Below are 16377 nucleotides of genomic sequence, written 5' to 3'. Positions count from 1 at the left end.
GTGAAGGGCTCGGTGAACGGCTGACGCGCGTACGCCTCGGTGAACGGTTCGGTGAAGGGTTCCGTGAAGGGCTCGGTGAACGGCTGACGCGCGTACGCCTCGGTGAAGGGTTCCGTGAACGGCTCCGTGAAGGGCTCGGTGAACGGTTCCGTGAACGGCTGCCCTGCGAGTGCCTCGGTGAACGGCTCGGTGAACGGCTGCCCCGCCACCCCGCCCGCGCCCGACCCCGCCACACGCCCGGCCGGCACCGCACGCCGGACCTGCGCCGCAGCGCCGTCGGCCGCGGTCCGAGGGACGGCCGCCGCCCGAGCACCGGACGGTTGCCCCGACCCCTGGTCACGCCCGCCCGCCGGCGGCGCCACCGCACGTCCCGGCGCCGAGCCCGGGCCCGAGCCCCTGCGCGCGCGCCGCGCCCGCTTCGCGACCGACCGCCGCGTGGCGATGTCCACGTCGAGCGCGTCGAGCACCGCCCCGATCGGGTTCGCGAGGCTGAAGCTCCCGTCGTCCTCCCCGGCGAACAGCAGCCCGACGACGCGCCCGCGCTCGTCGACCACGACCGAGCCGGAGTCGCCGCCCGCGGAGAACCGCTCCTCCTCGGGGCTGCGGTCGACGCGGACCTGGTCGCGCAGCGTCACGAGCCCGGTCTCGCCGCCGAAGTCGATCTGCACGGTGAAGTCGACCGACGTCACGGTGCCGGTGCGGAGCCCGGTCGTGCGGCCGCGCTTGCGCACCGTCTGGCCGACCCGGGCCTTCGCCCGGCCGGTGATCTCCCCGATGCCCAGCACGGCCGGGTACCACCGGGTGCCGCGCGCGAGCAGGACGGCCGCGGCGTCGACGTGCTCGTCGACGACCGCGCGCTGGAGCGTCCCGAACCGGTCGCTCGGCACCGCGCCGTCGACCCGCGAGGGCTGGACCTGCGCGTCGCCCGCGCGCCAGCCGGTGTCGACGGCGGCGACGTGGAAGTTGGTCAGTGCGAGCGCCCGGCCGCTGCGACGGTCGGTCACGAGCGCTCCGAGCGTCCCGGCGAACAGGTGGAGCCGCGCCTCGTCGGCGTCCGTGCCGCGGCGGCGCACCGGTCGGACGGGTCCGATGCTGATCCCGCCGACCATCGCCGCGTAGCGGGTCCCGTCCTCGGCGCTGCCCGACCCGGCCGGCTCGTACGGCACCTGGTGCTGGAGGCTGATCCGGTGCGGGACGACGTCGGTCGGGACGCCGTCGATCGTCGGGGGGATCAGCTCGTCGGACGGCACCTCGTCGGCGCTGCGCTTGGCCTGCACGTGCACGACGATCGACTGCGTCCCCGTGGGCCGACCGCCCGAGTACTTCTCGCCGATGTCGACGGCGACCACGCCGGGCCGCGAGATGAGGTCGTCCTCGGCGAGGCGCTTGACCGGGCGGATCTGCTCGCGGCTCAGCGGTGCGACCGGCTCCGGGCCGTCGTCGCCGGCGGGCCGGTTCTCGTCTGCAGCCATGGGGTGGTGTCTCCTCGGGGGGTCGGGCGGACGCGTCGGTGGCGCGCCCGCGGCGGGTGCACCCGTGAAGGGACCTGTCCGATCCGCCTGATACGTCCCGTCCGGAAGACGTTCGTCCGGGGTGTATCTGGGGCGGGCCGGCGCGCCCCTTCCTCTCGACTCCGACGGCGCCTGGGTGTCTTGTCGGTGTTGTCCTGGTCGCCCTACTGTGACGGTGGGCGGCCGCCCGACGATTCCCGTGCGAGGGGTCCATGATGAGTGACGACCTGGTCGAGCCGGTTGCTTCCGAGCTCCGGCACCAGGGCGAGAGCCTGGTCGACAAGGCGGCCCACGCCGTCGTCTCCTACCGCGAGGGCGACCGAGCTCCCCTCGCGCAGCTCGTCGAGGTGCTGACCCCGCTGCTGTGGCACACCGTGCGTGCCCAGGGCGCCGAGCACGAGCAGGCCCAGGACGTCGTCCAGGGCGTGTGGCTCGCGCTGATCCGTGACATCGACTCGATCCGCGACCCGCGCGCCACGCTGCAGTGGATGCTCGTGACCGCGAAGCGCGCGGCGTGGCGCGCGGTGCGCAAGTCCCGCGACGACCTCGCCCGCGCGGAGCTCGACGAGCACGCGACCGACTGGCTCGCGGCCCCGTCGGAGGACCGCCCGGACGTCGTCGCGGTGCGCGACGAGCAGGACCGCATCCTGTGGGACCACGTGCGCGCCCTGCCCGACCGGTGCCGGTCGTTGCTGGGGCTCGTCGCGCTGGTCGACCGCCCCGACTACTCGGTGGTGTCCCGCGCGCTCGGGATGCCCGTCGGGAGCATCGGCCCGACGCGCGGCCGCTGCCTCGCCAAGCTCCGGCTCGCGCTCGTCGCGGACCCCGCCTGGGGTGCCCGGTGACCGCCGACGACCGTGCCGTCGCCCGGTACGCGACGGAGGCCATGGACGACGGCGACCTGCAGGTGCTGCGCCGGCTCGCCGTGATCGTCGACCGCGTGGACCCCGTGCCTGCGGGGCTGGTCGACCGGATCGGGCTCGCGCTCACGATCGACGCGCTGCACACCGAGATGGCGGAGCTGCGCATGATCGGCACCCCCGAGCTCGCGCTGCGCTCCGACGAGGCGAGCATCGAGGCCGTCACGATCACGTTCACGACGGACGTGCTCACCGTGATGATCACGGTGCACGCCGAGGCGGACCGGGTGCGCGTCGACGGCTGGGCGGCGCCCGCGGGGGAGCTCGCGGTCGAGCTGCACCAGGGCGGCCGGATCGTGCGCGTCACGTCCGACGCGGACGGGCGGTTCTCGTTCTCGGACCTCGGCCGCGGTCCCGCCCGGCTCGTGCTGCGCCGGCCCGAGCAGCCGGACGTCCCCGTCGTGACGCCGCAGATCGAGCTCTAGCGGACGATGCCCCCGCCCGACGGCCCGCGCACCGCGCCGGTCGCGCTGAGCAGCCTCGCCGACGCCGTCGACCGGGCGGTCGCCGAGAACGCCGACGGCCAGCCCGCCCGCGCGGCCCGGCGGCTGCGCCCGGTGCTGCGGGCGCTGGACGACCTCCCGGGAGGGACGGACGTCGAGCGCCTGCGGTCCCGCGCCGCGATCGAGCTCGTGAAGAGCGACTTCGAGCTGCGCGGGGACGTCGGCGCGCAGCTCGCGCGGCTCGGCGAGCTCGCGGCCGACACCGACGGCGGTCGGGCGGCGTGGCCGGGGCGCGGGCCGGCGCTCGCGGGCCTGCGGGGCCTGCTGTACCTGCGCGCCGGGCGGATCGAGGACTCGCTGCGCGAGCTGGACGACGCCGTCGGCTCGCTCGACGAGGCCGACCCGATCGACGCGTGCCGGGCGCTGCTCAACCGCGGCGTCCTGCACATGGACCGCGGCGACCTGGGCCTCGCGCGGGCCGACCTCGCCGAGTGCGCCCGCCGGGCCCGCGACGCGGGGTTCCCGCGGCTCGTGTTCAAGGCGCAGCACAACCTCGGCTACCTCGAGTTCCTCGCCGGGCGGCTGCCGCTCGCGCTCGAGCGCATGGAGGCCGCCGCGCGCAGCCTGCCGGGCCCGGCGCGGGCGATCGCGCTGCTCGACCGGGCCCGCGTGCTGCTCGAGGCGGGCCTGGTCGCGGTCGCCGACTCGACGCTCGCGGAGGCCGCCGAGATCTTCGCCGCCGACCGGCTGCCGCACGACCTCGCGGAGGTCGAGCTCGCGCGCGCCGAGTGCGCGATGCTGCGCGGCGACGTCGAGCAGGCCCGCGCGTTCGCGGCGTCGGCCCGGCGCCGCTTCGCCCGGCGCGGCGACGAGGCGTGGGTCCTGCGCGCGACGCTGCTCGGCCTGCAGGTCGAGACCGCGGCGCTCGAGGCCCGGCCCGACGAGCTCCCGGTCGCCGACGCCGCCGCACGGCGCGCGTGGGGGTCGGTGTCGTCGCGCGCGTCCCGGCTCGCGGAGCAGTGCCGCCGCTCGGGGCGGGCCGTGTGGGCGTACGCTGCGTCGCTCGTCGCGCTCGAGGCGGACCTCGCCCGGGGTGCGCTCACGGACCCGGCGGCCTGCCTCGCGGCGCTCGGGCCGGTCGCGAGCGGCGACCCGATCTCGGTGCGTCTGCACGGCCGCCGCGTGCGGGCCCTGCTCGCGCTCGCGGCCGAGGACCCGGTCCGGGCCGGCCGGCACGTCCGCGAGGGGCAGCGCGACCTCGGCGTGCACCGGGCGCGGTTCGGGTCGCTCGACCTGCGCACGGCCGGCGCGGTGCACGGGACGCAGCTCGCGCGGATGGACCTCGACCTCGCGCTCGCGTCGGGTCAGCCGGGCGCGCTGCTCGACGCGGCGGAGCGCACGCGCGCGGTCGTCGGCGGCGCCCAGCGCGTCAACCCGCCGCGCGACCCCGACTCGGCGGCGCTGCTCGCGGAGCTCCGCCAGCTCATCGACGGCGCCCGCGAGGTCATGACGCGGCCGTCGAACGACCGTGAGCGCACGCGCGTGCGCCGCGAGGGGCTGCGGCTCAAGCAGGCGATCCTCGCCCGCTCGTGGCACCGCTCGGGCGACGTCGGGGAGGACCGCGTCGGCACGGTGCGCCAGGTCCGCGCGGCGCTGCGGGCCCGCGCGGGCACCACGGTGCTCGACGTGCTCGAGCACCGTGGCGAGCTGCTCGCGGTGCGCGTCCAGGACGACCGCGTCGAGCTGCACGTCCTGGGCGACGCGGGGCGCGCGCGCGAGCACACCCGGCGCGTGCACGCGGACCTCGAGGTCGTCTCCAACCCCCTCGTGCCGCAGGAGCTGCGCGCCGCCGCGGGTCGCTCGCTCGGGCGGGGGCTCGACGAGCTCGGGGCGATGGTCGACGCGGTGACGCGCACGCCCGACCGGCTCGTCGTCGTCGCGAGCGGCTGGCTCGGGCTCCTGCCCTGGTCGATGCTCGGCGTGCGGCGCGGCCTGGCGACGGTCGTCGCGCCCTCGGTGCACCACTGGCTCACGTTCTCGGGGTCGGCGTCGGTCGCGCCGCTCCAGGTCAGCTCCGTGGCGGGCCCGGGGCTGCGGCACTCGGCGACCGAGGCCGAGGAGGTCGCCCGGCTGTGGCCCGGCTCGACGGTCCTCACGGGGGACGCCGCGACGTGCGCCGAGACGATCCGGCTGCTCGCGAGCCCCGGCGTCGTGCACCTCGCCGCCCACGGGCGCCACGAGCCCGACAACCCGCTGTTCTCCTCGGTGCGCCTCGCGGACGGCCCGCTGTTCGCCCACGAGCTCGACTCCGGCGGCGGGGCCCCGCAGCTCGTCGTGCTCTCGTGCTGCGAGGTGGGCCGCTCGAGCGTGCGGCCCGGCGGCGAGGCGCTCGGCCTCGCGAGCGTGCTGCTGCGCGCCGGGGTCGGCTGCGTCGTCGCCGCGATCGCGCCGCTGCCGGACGAGACGGCGCTGCGCGTGATGACCCGGCTGCACGGGCTCCTGCGCGCGGGCGTGCCCGTCGCGGACGCGCTCGCGGTCGCCACGAGCGAGGGCACCGCCGCAGACGGCACGCTGGTCCCGCTCGTCTGCCTGGGCGCGCCGGTCTGACGCGGCGCGGTACCCGGCGACGCAGGACTGGCCCGGACGCCGGATACCGATGCCGGACGCCGGGCGCGCCGCGGACCCCGGCGTGCTGCCGCCCACCGCCGCGTGCCGTCGCCCACCGCCGCGTGCCGTCGCCCACCTCCACGCGCCGGGGGAGCGGGTTTGGTCCCACGCCGGACGTGACGTATCGTGGACCCGCCCAAGACCGCAGGTCGTCGGCTCCCGGTCCACCCGAGCTCGTCTCGGCGCCCCGGAGGCCGCCCGAAGTCCCGCAGCAGCGGAGGCCAGCGCAGGTGAGAGTTCCCGTACGGACCGTGCCCCCGAGGTGCGTGTCCCGATGAGAGCCCCGCGCCTGCGCGGGGCTCTTTCTGTTGTCGGGGACGAGGGGTCCCAGACCCGCGGCACCACCATCGGAAGGATTGCCATGGCGAGGCCGGACAAGGCAGCCGCAGTCGCCGAGCTCACGGACCAGTTCCGCGACTCGAACGCTGCCGTGCTGACCGAGTACCGCGGGCTCACCGTCGCCCAGCTCAAGCAGCTGCGGCGCGCGCTCAGCGGCAACGCAACCTACGCCGTGGTGAAGAACACGCTGACCGCCATCGCGGCCAAGCAGGCGGGCGTCGAGGTTCCTGACGCCACGCTCGCCGGTCCCTCGGCCATCGCCTTCGTGACCGGTGACCCGGTCGAGGCAGCCAAGGGTCTGCGTGACTTCGCCAAGGCGAACCCCGCACTGGTCATCAAGGGCGGTGTCCTCGACGGACGCGCCCTGACCGCTGCGGAGGTCACCAAGCTCGCGGACCTCGAGTCCCGTGAGGTCCTGCTGGCCAAGACGGCCGGCGTGCTCAAGGCGTCGCTGTTCAAGGCGGCGTACCTGTTCACCGCGCCCTCGGCCCAGGCCGTGCGCACCGTCGAGGCCCTGCGCGTCAAGCGCGAGGAGTCGGCTGACGCTGCCGCCTGAGCCACCCGGCTCACGCGCTCCCCACCCCTGCCCCGCGACGGTCTGACCGGACCCGCGGGCACCGTACGGAAGGACACGCCATCATGGCGAAGCTCACCACCGACGAGCTCATCGACGCGTTCAAGGAGCTCACGCTCATCGAGCTCTCCGAGTTCGTCAAGGCCTTCGAGGAGGTCTTCGAGGTCACCGCTGCCGCGCCCGTCGCGGTTGCCGCTGCCGGCGGCGGCGCGGCCGCCGAGGTCGAGGAGGTCGAGGAGAAGTCGGAGTTCGACGTCGTCCTCGAGGCTGCCGGCGACAAGAAGATCCAGGTCATCAAGGAGGTGCGTGCCCTCACGAGCCTGGGCCTCAAGGAGGCCAAGGACCTCGTCGACGCCGCCCCCAAGGCCGTGCTCGAGGGTGTCAGCAAGGAGGCGGCCGACAAGGCTGTCGCCGCGCTCGAGGGCGCGGGCGCGACCGTCACCGTCAAGTGACCCGCGCGCCCGGGCGCTGAGCACGTCGCTCCCGGGCGTCTCCTCCGCGAGGAGAGCTCTGCACCACCGCGAGGCCCGTACCCCCAGGGGTGCGGGCCTCGCGCCGTCCCCGGGTGACCGCCGGCCGCGCCGGACGCCGGGCGCGCGGGCCGCGCCGGACGCCGGACGCGCGGGCCGGGCCGGACGCCGGATGCGCCGGACCCGCCGGACCCGCGGTCACAGTGCCCCGACACCCTCCGGACGCCCGGAACCGGTCGACGCCCTCGCCACCAGGACGCGGGGCGACGGCGCAGGTCAGGCGGGGGAGGCGGTACCCGCCGGCCGCGCACCCGGCCCCGCGCGGGACACCGTCGTCCCCAGCCCGACCCGGACGGGTGGTGCGCGCGGGCCCGCGTTGTGCCACGATGGGCGCCGACGGCGTCTGCCGCACCTCCCCGGGCACGGGTCCTTCGCCCGGGTCGAGAGCGGTCAGGCGTGGTCGGGTGGACATGTATGCTCCGCTCGGCTACGCTAGCGCTTTGCGCTGGCCTGTGCCCGCGATCCCGTATAACCCGAGCCTGTCGACTTCGTCGTGCGCGACGTCGACCGGGCTCGCGGCCGGGGGACCGCGACCCGCCGGGCCCTGCGCAGCGTGAACTCGATCCGCAGGGAAGGACCCCTCTTGGCTGCCTCGCGCACCCCTTCTGCACCGTCCGCCGACGCCATCGCGAACCGCACCGCATCCCGTCGCATCAGTTTTGCGAAGATCCACGAGCCGCTCGAGGTCCCGGACCTCCTGGGCCTCCAGACCGAGAACTTCGACTGGCTCCTCGGCAACGAGAAGTGGCAGGCCCGCGTGGCGGCCGCCCTCGAGGCCGGCCGCACGGACGTCCCGGAGACCGCAGGCCTCGAGGAGATCTTCGAGGAGATCTCCCCGATCGAGGACTTCGGCGGCTCGATGTCGCTGTCCTTCCGCGAGCACCGCTTCGAGCCGGCGAAGTACACGGCCGAGGAGTGCAAGGAGAAGGACTTCACGTACGCGGCCCCGTTGTTCGTCACGGCCGAGTTCGTCAACTACACCACCGGTGAGATCAAGAGCCAGACGGTCTTCATGGGCGACTTCCCGCTCATGACGGAGCGCGGCACGTTCATCATCAACGGCACCGAGCGCGTCGTCGTCTCCCAGCTCGTCCGCTCGCCGGGCGTCTACTTCGAGCGCACCGCCGACAAGACGTCGGACAAGGACGTCTTCACCGCCAAGATCATCCCGAGCCGTGGTGCGTGGCTCGAGTTCGAGATCGACAAGCGCGACAACGTCGGCGTCCGCGTCGACCGCAAGCGCAAGCAGAACGCCACGGTGCTGCTCAAGGCGCTCGGCATGACGGAGTCGGAGATCCGCGAGGAGTTCGCGCAGTTCCCGGCCGTCATCGACACCCTCGAGAAGGACCACGTCTCGACCGAGGACGAGGCCCTGCTCGACCTCTACCGCAAGATCCGCCCGGGCGAGCCGCCGACGGTCGAGGCCGGCCGCGCGCTCATCGAGAACTTCTACTTCAACCCCAAGCGCTACGACCTCGCGAAGGTCGGCCGCTACAAGGTCAACAAGAAGCTCGGCATCGACGTGCCCCTGGGCGACTCGGTGCTCTCCACGGCGGACATCGTCGCGACGATCAAGTACCTCGCCGCGCTGCACGCCGACGTCGCGACGATCGACGGCCGCCGCGCCGGCGAGCCCGTCGAGGTGCGCGTCGAGACGGACGACATCGACCACTTCGGCAACCGCCGCATCCGCGCGGTCGGCGAGCTCATCCAGAACCAGGTCCGCACGGGCCTGTCGCGGATGGAGCGCGTCGTGCGCGAGCGCATGACGACGCAGGACGTCGAGGCGATCACGCCGCAGACCCTGATCAACATCCGCCCGGTCGTGGCGTCGATCAAGGAGTTCTTCGGAACGTCGCAGCTCTCGCAGTTCATGGACCAGAACAACCCGCTCGCGGGCCTGACGCACAAGCGGCGTCTGTCGGCCCTCGGCCCGGGTGGTCTGTCCCGTGACCGCGCCGGCATGGAGGTCCGTGACGTCCACCCGTCGCACTACGGCCGCATGTGCCCGATCGAGACCCCCGAGGGCCCGAACATCGGCCTGATCGGCTCGCTGGCGACGTACGGGCGGATCAACCCGTTCGGCTTCGTCGAGACGCCGTACCGCGAGGTCATCAACGGCAAGGTCACCGACGAGGTGCACTACCTCACGGCCGACGACGAGGACCGCTACGTCATCGCCCAGGCCAACGCGCCGCTCAAGGCGAGCGGTGCGTTCGCCGAGGACCGCGTGCTGGTGCGCACCAAGGGTGGCGAGGTCGAGATCGTCCCCGGCGCCCAGGTCGACTACATGGACATCTCGCCGCGCCAGATGGTGTCGGTCGCGACGGCCCTGATCCCGTTCCTCGAGCACGACGACGCCAACCGCGCGCTCATGGGCGCCAACATGCAGCGCCAGGCCGTGCCGCTCGTGCGCTCCGAGGCCCCGCTCGTCGGGACCGGCATGGAGCGTCGTGCCGCGGTCGACGCCGGCGACGTCATCGTCGCGACCAAGGCCGGTGTCGTCACCGAGGTGTCGGCCGACCTCATCACGGTCGCCAACGACGACGCGACGACGTCGACCTACCGGGTCGCGAAGTTCCGCCGCTCGAACCAGGGCACGAGCTACAACCAGCGCGTGCTCGTCGACCACGGTGCGCGCGTCGAGCCCGGCTCGGTGCTCGCGGACGGCCCGGCGACGGACGAGGGCGAGCTCGCGCTCGGCCGCAACCTGCTCGTCGCGTTCATGTCGTGGGAGGGCCACAACTACGAGGACGCGATCATCCTCAGCCAGCGTCTCGTGCAGGACGACGTGCTCTCCTCGATCCACATCGAGGAGCACGAGGTCGACGCGCGCGACACCAAGCTCGGCCCCGAGGAGATCACCCGGGACATCCCGAACGTCTCCGAGGAGGTCCTCGCGGACCTCGACGAGCGCGGGATCATCCGCATCGGCGCCGAGGTCGGCGCGGGCGACATCCTCGTCGGCAAGGTCACGCCCAAGGGCGAGACGGAGCTGACCCCGGAGGAGCGCCTCCTGCGCGCGATCTTCGGCGAGAAGGCCCGCGAGGTCCGCGACACGTCGCTCAAGGTCCCGCACGGCGAGTCCGGCACGGTCATCGAGGTCCGCACGTTCAACCGTGAGGACGGCGACGAGCTGCCCGCCGGCGTCAACGAGCTGGTCCGGGTCTACATCGCCCAGCGCCGCAAGATCACGGACGGCGACAAGCTCGCCGGCCGTCACGGCAACAAGGGCGTCATCTCGAAGATCCTCCCCGTCGAGGACATGCCGTTCCTCCCGGACGGCACCGCGGTCGACGTGGTCCTGAACCCGCTGGGTGTCCCGGGCCGCATGAACGTCGGCCAGGTCCTCGAGACGCACCTCGGGTGGGTCGCCAAGCAGGGCTGGGACATCGAGATCGCCGCGGGCGACGACCTCTCGTGGCGCGAGGGCGTCCCGGCGATCGCCGCGAGCTCCCCGGCCGGCAACCCGGTCGCCACCCCGGTGTTCGACGGCGTCCCGGAGCAGACCCTCACGGGCCTGCTGTCCTCGACGCTGCCGAACCGTGACGGCGAGCGCATGGTCGACGGCACCGGCAAGGCCCGGCTGTTCGACGGCCGCTCGGGCGAGCCGTTCCCGGAGCCGGTCGCGGTCGGCTACATGTACATCCTCAAGCTGCACCACCTGGTCGACGACAAGATCCACGCCCGCTCGACCGGCCCGTACTCGATGATCACGCAGCAGCCGCTGGGTGGTAAGGCGCAGTTCGGTGGTCAGCGGTTCGGCGAGATGGAGGTCTGGGCCCTCGAGGCGTACGGCGCTGCCTACACGCTGCAGGAGCTCCTGACCATCAAGTCGGACGACGTCCCCGGGCGCGTCAAGGTGTACGAGGCCATCGTCAAGGGCGAGAACATCCCCGACTCGGGCATCCCGGAGTCGTTCAAGGTGCTCCTCAAGGAGATGCAGTCGCTCTGCCTGAACGTCGAGGTGCTGTCGTCCGACGGTGTCTCGATCGACATGAAGGAGAACGACGACGAGGTCTACCGCGCCGCGGAGGAGCTCGGCATCGACCTGTCGCGCCGCCCGAACGCCAGCAGCATCGAAGAGATCTGACGCCGAGCCGGCCGGGCGCGCACGACGCGCGCCCGGCCCGGCCGACACCACCGCCACACCCTCCATCCGCCGGAGGACCCGACCGGGTCCCGGCAAGCGAAGGAAGTAGGACCCCCTTGCTCGACGTCAACGTCTTCGATGAGCTGCGCATCGGCCTGGCCACGGCCGAGGACATCCGCACCTGGTCGCACGGCGAGGTGAAGAAGCCCGAGACCATCAACTACCGCACCCTCAAGCCCGAGAAGGACGGACTCTTCTGCGAGAAGATCTTCGGTCCGACCCGGGACTGGGAGTGCTACTGCGGCAAGTACAAGCGCGTGCGCTTCAAGGGCATCATCTGCGAGCGCTGCGGCGTCGAGGTCACGCGCTCGAAGGTCCGCCGTGAGCGCATGGGCCACATCGAGCTCGCCGCGCCCGTCACGCACATCTGGTTCTTCAAGGGCGTCCCGTCGCGCCTCGGCTACCTGCTCGACCTCGCCCCGAAGGACCTCGAGAAGGTCATCTACTTCGCGGCGTACATGATCACGCACGTCGACGTCGACGGCCGGCACGAGGACCTCCCGAACCTCCAGAACGAGATCGACCTGGAGAAGAAGGAGATCGCGGACCGCCGCGACAACGACATCAACACCCGCGCCGCCAAGCTCGAGGCCGACCTGGCCGAGCTCGAGGCCGAGGGTGCCAAGGCCGACGCGCGCCGCAAGGTCCGCGACTCGGCCGAGCGTGAGATGGCGCAGATCCGCAAGCGTGCGGACGCCGAGCTGGAGCGCCTCGACACGGTCTGGGACCGGTTCAAGAACCTCAAGGTGGCGGACCTCGAGGGCGACGAGATGCTCTACCGCGCGCTCCAGGACCGGTACGGCAACTACTTCGAGGGCTCGATGGGCGCCGCGGCGATCCAGAAGCGCCTCGAGGCGTTCGACCTCGACGCCGAGTCCGAGTCGCTGCGCGACATCATCAAGAACGGCAAGGGCCAGCGCAAGACGCGTGCGCTCAAGCGCCTCAAGGTCGTCAACGCGTTCCTCACGACGAGCAACTCGCCGACGGGCATGGTCCTCGACGCGGTCCCGGTCATCCCGCCGGACCTGCGCCCGATGGTCCAGCTCGACGGTGGCCGCTTCGCCACGTCGGACCTGAACGACCTGTACCGCCGCGTGATCAACCGCAACAACCGCCTCAAGCGGCTGCTGGACCTCGGCGCGCCCGAGATCATCGTCAACAACGAGAAGCGGATGCTCCAGGAGGCCGTCGACTCGCTGTTCGACAACGGCCGCCGCGGCCGTCCGGTGACGGGTCCGGGCAACCGCCCGCTCAAGTCGATCTCGGACATGCTCAAGGGCAAGCAGGGGCGCTTCCGCCAGAACCTGCTCGGCAAGCGCGTCGACTACTCGGGCCGCTCGGTCATCGTCGTCGGCCCGCAGCTCAAGCTGCACCAGTGCGGTCTGCCCAAGCAGATGGCGCTCGAGCTGTTCAAGCCGTTCGTGATGAAGCGCCTCGTGGACCTCAACCACGCGCAGAACATCAAGTCGGCGAAGCGCATGGTCGAGCGCGCGCGCCCGGTCGTGTGGGACGTGCTCGAGGAGGTCATCACCGAGCACCCGGTGCTGCTGAACCGTGCGCCCACGCTGCACCGTCTGGGCATCCAGGCGTTCGAGCCGCAGCTCGTCGAGGGCAAGGCGATCCACCTGCACCCGCTCGTCTGCGCGGCGTTCAACGCCGACTTCGACGGCGACCAGATGGCCGTGCACCTGCCCCTGAGCGCGGAGGCGCAGGCCGAGGCCCGCATCCTCATGCTCTCGAGCAACAACATCCTCAAGCCGTCGGACGGCCGTCCGGTGACCATGCCCTCGCAGGACATGATCATCGGCCTGTTCCACCTGACGAGCGACAAGGACGGCGCTCTGGGCGAGGGCCGGCAGTTCTCCTCGGTCTCCGAGGCGATCATGGCGTTCGACCAGCACTCGCTGGACCTCAACGCGAAGATCAAGATCCGTCTCGACGAGCTCGTGCTCGGCGAGGGCGAGGGTCCGGAGGACTGGACCGAGGGCGACGCGCTCGTCTTCGACACGACCCTCGGTCGCGCGCTGTTCAACGAGCTGCTCCCGGTCGACTACCCGTACGAGAACGGCGTCGTCGACAAGAAGCGGCTGTCGGTCATCGTCAACGACCTCGCCGAGCGCTACCCGAAGGTCGCCGTCGCGGCGTCCCTCGACGCGCTCAAGGAGGCCGGCTTCCGCTGGGCCACCCGCTCGGGCGTCACGATCTCCATCTCGGACGTCGCGACCCCGGCCGCGAAGGCCCAGATCCTCGAGGAGCACGAGGCGCGCGCGGCGAAGGTGCAGGGCCAGTACGAGAAGGGCCTCATCACCGACGACGAGCGTCGCCAGGAGCTCATCGAGATCTGGACGCAGGCCACCGACAAGGTCGCGGACGCGATGCGCGCGAACTTCCCGAAGGAGAACACCGTCTTCAAGATGGTCGGCTCCGGGGCGCGTGGTAACTGGATGCAGGTCCGGCAGATCGCCGGCATGCGTGGTCTGGTCGCCAACCCGAAGGGCGAGATCATCCCGCGCCCGATCAAGGCGAACTACCGCGAGGGCCTGTCCGTCCTCGAGTACTTCATCGCGACGCACGGTGCCCGCAAGGGTCTGGCGGACACCGCTCTGCGGACCGCCGACTCGGGCTACCTCACGCGTCGTCTGGTGGACGTGTCGCAGGACGTCATCGTCCGCGAGGAGGACTGCGGCACCGAGCGCGGCCTGACCATGACGGTCGGCGTCCCGGCGGGCGACGGCACGCTGCGTCGTCACGACAAGGTCGAGACGAGCGTGTACTCGCGCACGCTGGCGACCGAGGTCGAGATCGACGGCACCGTGATCGGCGAGGCCGGTGAGGACGTCGGTGACGTGCTCATCGACGCGCTGCTCGCGGCGGGCGTGACGGACCTCAAGGTCCGCTCGGTCCTCACGTGCGAGTCGCGCGTGGGCACGTGCGCCAAGTGCTACGGCCGTTCGCTCGCGACCGGCAAGCTCGTCGACATCGGCGAGGCCGTCGGCATCATCGCGGCCCAGTCGATCGGTGAGCCGGGCACGCAGCTCACGATGCGTACCTTCCACACCGGTGGTGTGGCCTCGGCCGACGACATCACGCAGGGTCTGCCCCGTATCCAGGAGCTCTTCGAGGCCCGCACCCCCAAGGGTGAGGGTCCGATCGCGGAGTTCTCGGGCCGGATCACGATCGACGAGTCGGACCGGATGCGTCGCATCCTGCTCACGCCCGACGACGGCTCCGAGGAGCTCGCCTACCCGATCACGAAGCGCTCGCGCCTCCTGGTCTCGGACGGCGACCACGTCGAGGTCGGCACCCAGCTCGTCCAGGGTGCGGTGGACCCGAAGAAGGTCCTGCGCATCCTCGGCCCGCGTGCCACGCAGAAGCACCTGGTCGACGAGGTGCAGGTCGTCTACAGCTCGCAGGGCGTGGACATCCACGACAAGCACATCGAGGTCATCGTCCGGCAGATGCTCCGCCGGATCACTGTCCTCGACTCGGGCGACACGGACCTGCTGCCGGGCGAGCTCGCCGAGCGCGGCCGCTTCGAGGACGCCAACCGCCGTGCGGTCTCCGAGGGCGGTCAGCCGGCCTCGGGTCGTCCGGAGCTCATGGGCATCACGAAGGCGTCGCTCGCGACGGACTCGTGGCTGTCCGCGGCCTCCTTCCAGGAGACGACGCGCGTCCTCACCGAGGCCGCGATGTCGGGCCGCAGCGACCCGCTGCTCGGCCTCAAGGAGAACGTCATCCTCGGCAAGCTCATCCCCGCCGGTACGGGCCTCGCCCGCTACCGCAACGTGGCGGTCGAGCCCACCGAGGAGGCGAAGGCCGAGCTCTACCCGTCCTTCGGCTACGACGAGATCGACTTCCCCGCCCTGGGCCTCGGCTCGGGCGAGGCGATCCCGCTCGAGGACATCGACTTCGGCGAGTTCCGCTGAGTCGTGCTGCCTGACCCGAGGGGTCTCCCGGTCCGCCGGGGGGCCCCTCGGGCCGTGCACGGCGCCTTTGACGTCCTCGGCACTCGCCGGTAACGTAGGACACCGTGCCCGCGCCGTCGGGCCCTCGTGCGTGCACACCGCCCGACGTCCCAGGGGTTCGTTCCCCGGACGGGGACGGGTGCACCGGGTGGAGACCTCTTCTCCGCGTGCGAACCCCCGTCGATGACAGCTTCGACGAGGACCGCCGCGGGCGCAGAGGGCGACACGCCCGGGTGCGGGGGTCGGTGTTCGTCGGTGCAGGAGGAAAGGCCTTCGGGCCGGCGGGACGAGGCAGGAGCCGTGCGCAGCACGGGACCGGCCGCGCTCCGGCGGTCCATCCGGACCGGGCAAGGACCCGGTCGACCAGAGTTCCACCAACAGACTCGGAGACGTAGTGCCTACGATCCAGCAGCTGGTCCGCAAGGGCCGGCAGGCGAAAGTGAACAAGTCGAAGACCCCCGCGCTCCAGGGCAGCCCGCAGCGCCGCGGTGTGTGCACCCGCGTCTACACGACCACCCCGAAGAAGCCGAACTCGGCTCTCCGCAAGGTCGCGCGCGTCAAGCTCTCGAGCCAGGTCGAGGTCACCGCGTACATCCCCGGCGTCGGCCACAACCTGCAGGAGCACTCCATCGTGCTCGTCCGCGGCGGTCGCGTGAAGGACCTGCCCGGTGTCCGCTACAAGATCGTCCGTGGCGCCCTCGACACGCAGGGCGTGAAGAACCGCAAGCAGGCGCGCAGCCGCTACGGCGCGAAGAAGGTGGGCTGACCATGCCTCGCAAGGGTCCGGCCCCGAAGCGGCCGCTCGTCATCGACCCCGTCTACGGGTCGCCGGTCGTCACGCAGCTCATCAACAAGGTGCTGCTCGACGGCAAGAAGTCCGTCGCCGAGCACATCGTCTACGGCGCGCTCGAGGGTGTCCGCGAGAAGACGCAGGGCGACCCGGTCGTCGTGCTCAAGCGCGCGCTCGAGAACGTCCGCCCCGCGCTCGAGGTCCGCTCGCGCCGCGTCGGTGGCGCGACCTACCAGGTCCCCGTCGAGGTCCGCCCCGTGCGCTCGACGACGCTGGCCCTGCGCTGGCTCACCGACTACTCCCGCGCCCGTCGCGAGAAGACGATGACCGAGCGCCTCATGAACGAGATCCTCGACGCCAGCAACGGCCTCGGTGCCGCGGTCAAGCGTCGCGAGGACATGCACAAGATGGCCGAGTCCAACAAGGCGTTCGCGCACTACCGCTGGTAATCCCGGCTTCCGCGAACCCGAGCCAACCGACAAGGG

Annotated in this window: 10 protein-coding genes; 9 read left to right on the top strand and 1 reads right to left on the bottom strand. The window is 72.3% G+C overall.

Features of this window, described 5'->3' with window-relative positions; translation table 11 throughout:
- The coding region (locus tag CCE01nite_RS01365; RefSeq protein ID WP_141371864.1) for a chymotrypsin family serine protease at positions 1 to 1472 on the bottom strand (1472 nt) is incomplete at its 3' end.
- 254 nt (positions 1473 to 1726) lie between these two features.
- Between CCE01nite_RS01365 and CCE01nite_RS01360 the strand changes: the two genes are divergently transcribed.
- The 9 genes from CCE01nite_RS01360 (at position 1727) to rpsG (ending at position 16341) form a co-directional block, all read left to right on the top strand.
- Positions 1727 to 2356 carry an RNA polymerase sigma factor gene (locus CCE01nite_RS01360; RefSeq protein ID WP_246056252.1) on the top strand — a complete coding sequence of 210 codons (630 nt, stop codon included), beginning with the start codon at positions 1727 to 1729 and terminating at the stop codon, positions 2354 to 2356.
- Positions 2353 to 2856 carry a carboxypeptidase regulatory-like domain-containing protein gene (locus tag CCE01nite_RS01355; protein ID WP_246056250.1) on the top strand — a complete coding sequence of 168 codons (504 nt, stop codon included), beginning with the start codon at positions 2353 to 2355 and terminating at the stop codon, positions 2854 to 2856. The genes CCE01nite_RS01360 and CCE01nite_RS01355 overlap by 4 nt, the downstream gene beginning before the upstream one ends.
- A gap of 6 nt (positions 2857 to 2862) precedes the next feature.
- Complete coding sequence (locus CCE01nite_RS01350) at positions 2863 to 5481, top strand: CHAT domain-containing protein (protein WP_141371862.1); 2619 nt, start codon at positions 2863 to 2865, stop codon at positions 5479 to 5481.
- A gap of 421 nt (positions 5482 to 5902) precedes the next feature.
- Positions 5903 to 6436 carry a 50S ribosomal protein L10 gene (rplJ, locus tag CCE01nite_RS01345; RefSeq protein ID WP_141371861.1) on the top strand — a complete coding sequence of 178 codons (534 nt, stop codon included), beginning with the start codon at positions 5903 to 5905 and terminating at the stop codon, positions 6434 to 6436.
- An 83-nt stretch (positions 6437 to 6519) separates the two neighbouring features.
- Positions 6520 to 6906: a 50S ribosomal protein L7/L12 gene (rplL, locus tag CCE01nite_RS01340; protein ID WP_141371860.1), complete on the top strand. Its 387-nt coding sequence runs from the start codon at positions 6520 to 6522 to the stop codon at positions 6904 to 6906.
- 661 nt (positions 6907 to 7567) lie between these two features.
- The gene (gene rpoB / locus CCE01nite_RS01335; protein WP_034625918.1) at positions 7568 to 11077 is read left to right on the top strand and encodes a DNA-directed RNA polymerase subunit beta; all 3510 of its coding nucleotides are present in this window, start codon (positions 7568 to 7570) and stop codon (positions 11075 to 11077) included.
- Positions 11078 to 11193: 116 nt separating this feature from the next.
- Positions 11194 to 15063, top strand: coding sequence for a DNA-directed RNA polymerase subunit beta' (locus CCE01nite_RS01330; protein WP_034625915.1), 3870 nt, complete (start codon positions 11194 to 11196; stop codon positions 15061 to 15063).
- A gap of 433 nt (positions 15064 to 15496) precedes the next feature.
- The gene (rpsL, locus tag CCE01nite_RS01325; protein ID WP_034625911.1) at positions 15497 to 15868 is read left to right on the top strand and encodes a 30S ribosomal protein S12; all 372 of its coding nucleotides are present in this window, start codon (positions 15497 to 15499) and stop codon (positions 15866 to 15868) included.
- A gap of 2 nt (positions 15869 to 15870) precedes the next feature.
- A complete protein-coding gene (gene rpsG, locus CCE01nite_RS01320; protein WP_034625909.1) occupies positions 15871 to 16341 on the top strand; it encodes a 30S ribosomal protein S7 in 471 nt (156 codons plus the stop codon).
- Positions 16342 to 16377: the final 36 nt, after the last annotated feature.

This window comes from Cellulomonas cellasea (assembly GCF_006538745.1).
GTDB classification, from domain to species: Bacteria; Actinomycetota; Actinomycetes; order Actinomycetales; family Cellulomonadaceae; genus Cellulomonas_A; species Cellulomonas_A cellasea.
The sequence above is the reverse complement of the archived record's forward strand: the minus strand, read 5'-3'. Positions and strand labels throughout refer to the sequence as shown.

Bases quoted from the DNA above. Each gene is read 5' to 3' on its own strand.
- rpsG (WP_034625909.1), top strand. From the start codon at position 15,871: ATGCCTCGCAAGGGTCCGGCCCCGAAGCGGCCGCTCGTCATCGACCCC.
- CCE01nite_RS01350 (WP_141371862.1), top strand. From the start codon at position 2,863: ATGCCCCCGCCCGACGGCCCGCGCACCGCGCCGGTCGCGCTGAGCAGC.
- rplJ (WP_141371861.1), top strand. From the start codon at position 5,903: ATGGCGAGGCCGGACAAGGCAGCCGCAGTCGCCGAGCTCACGGACCAG.
- CCE01nite_RS01360 (WP_246056252.1), top strand. From the start codon at position 1,727: ATGAGTGACGACCTGGTCGAGCCGGTTGCTTCCGAGCTCCGGCACCAG.
- rplL (WP_141371860.1), top strand. From the start codon at position 6,520: ATGGCGAAGCTCACCACCGACGAGCTCATCGACGCGTTCAAGGAGCTC.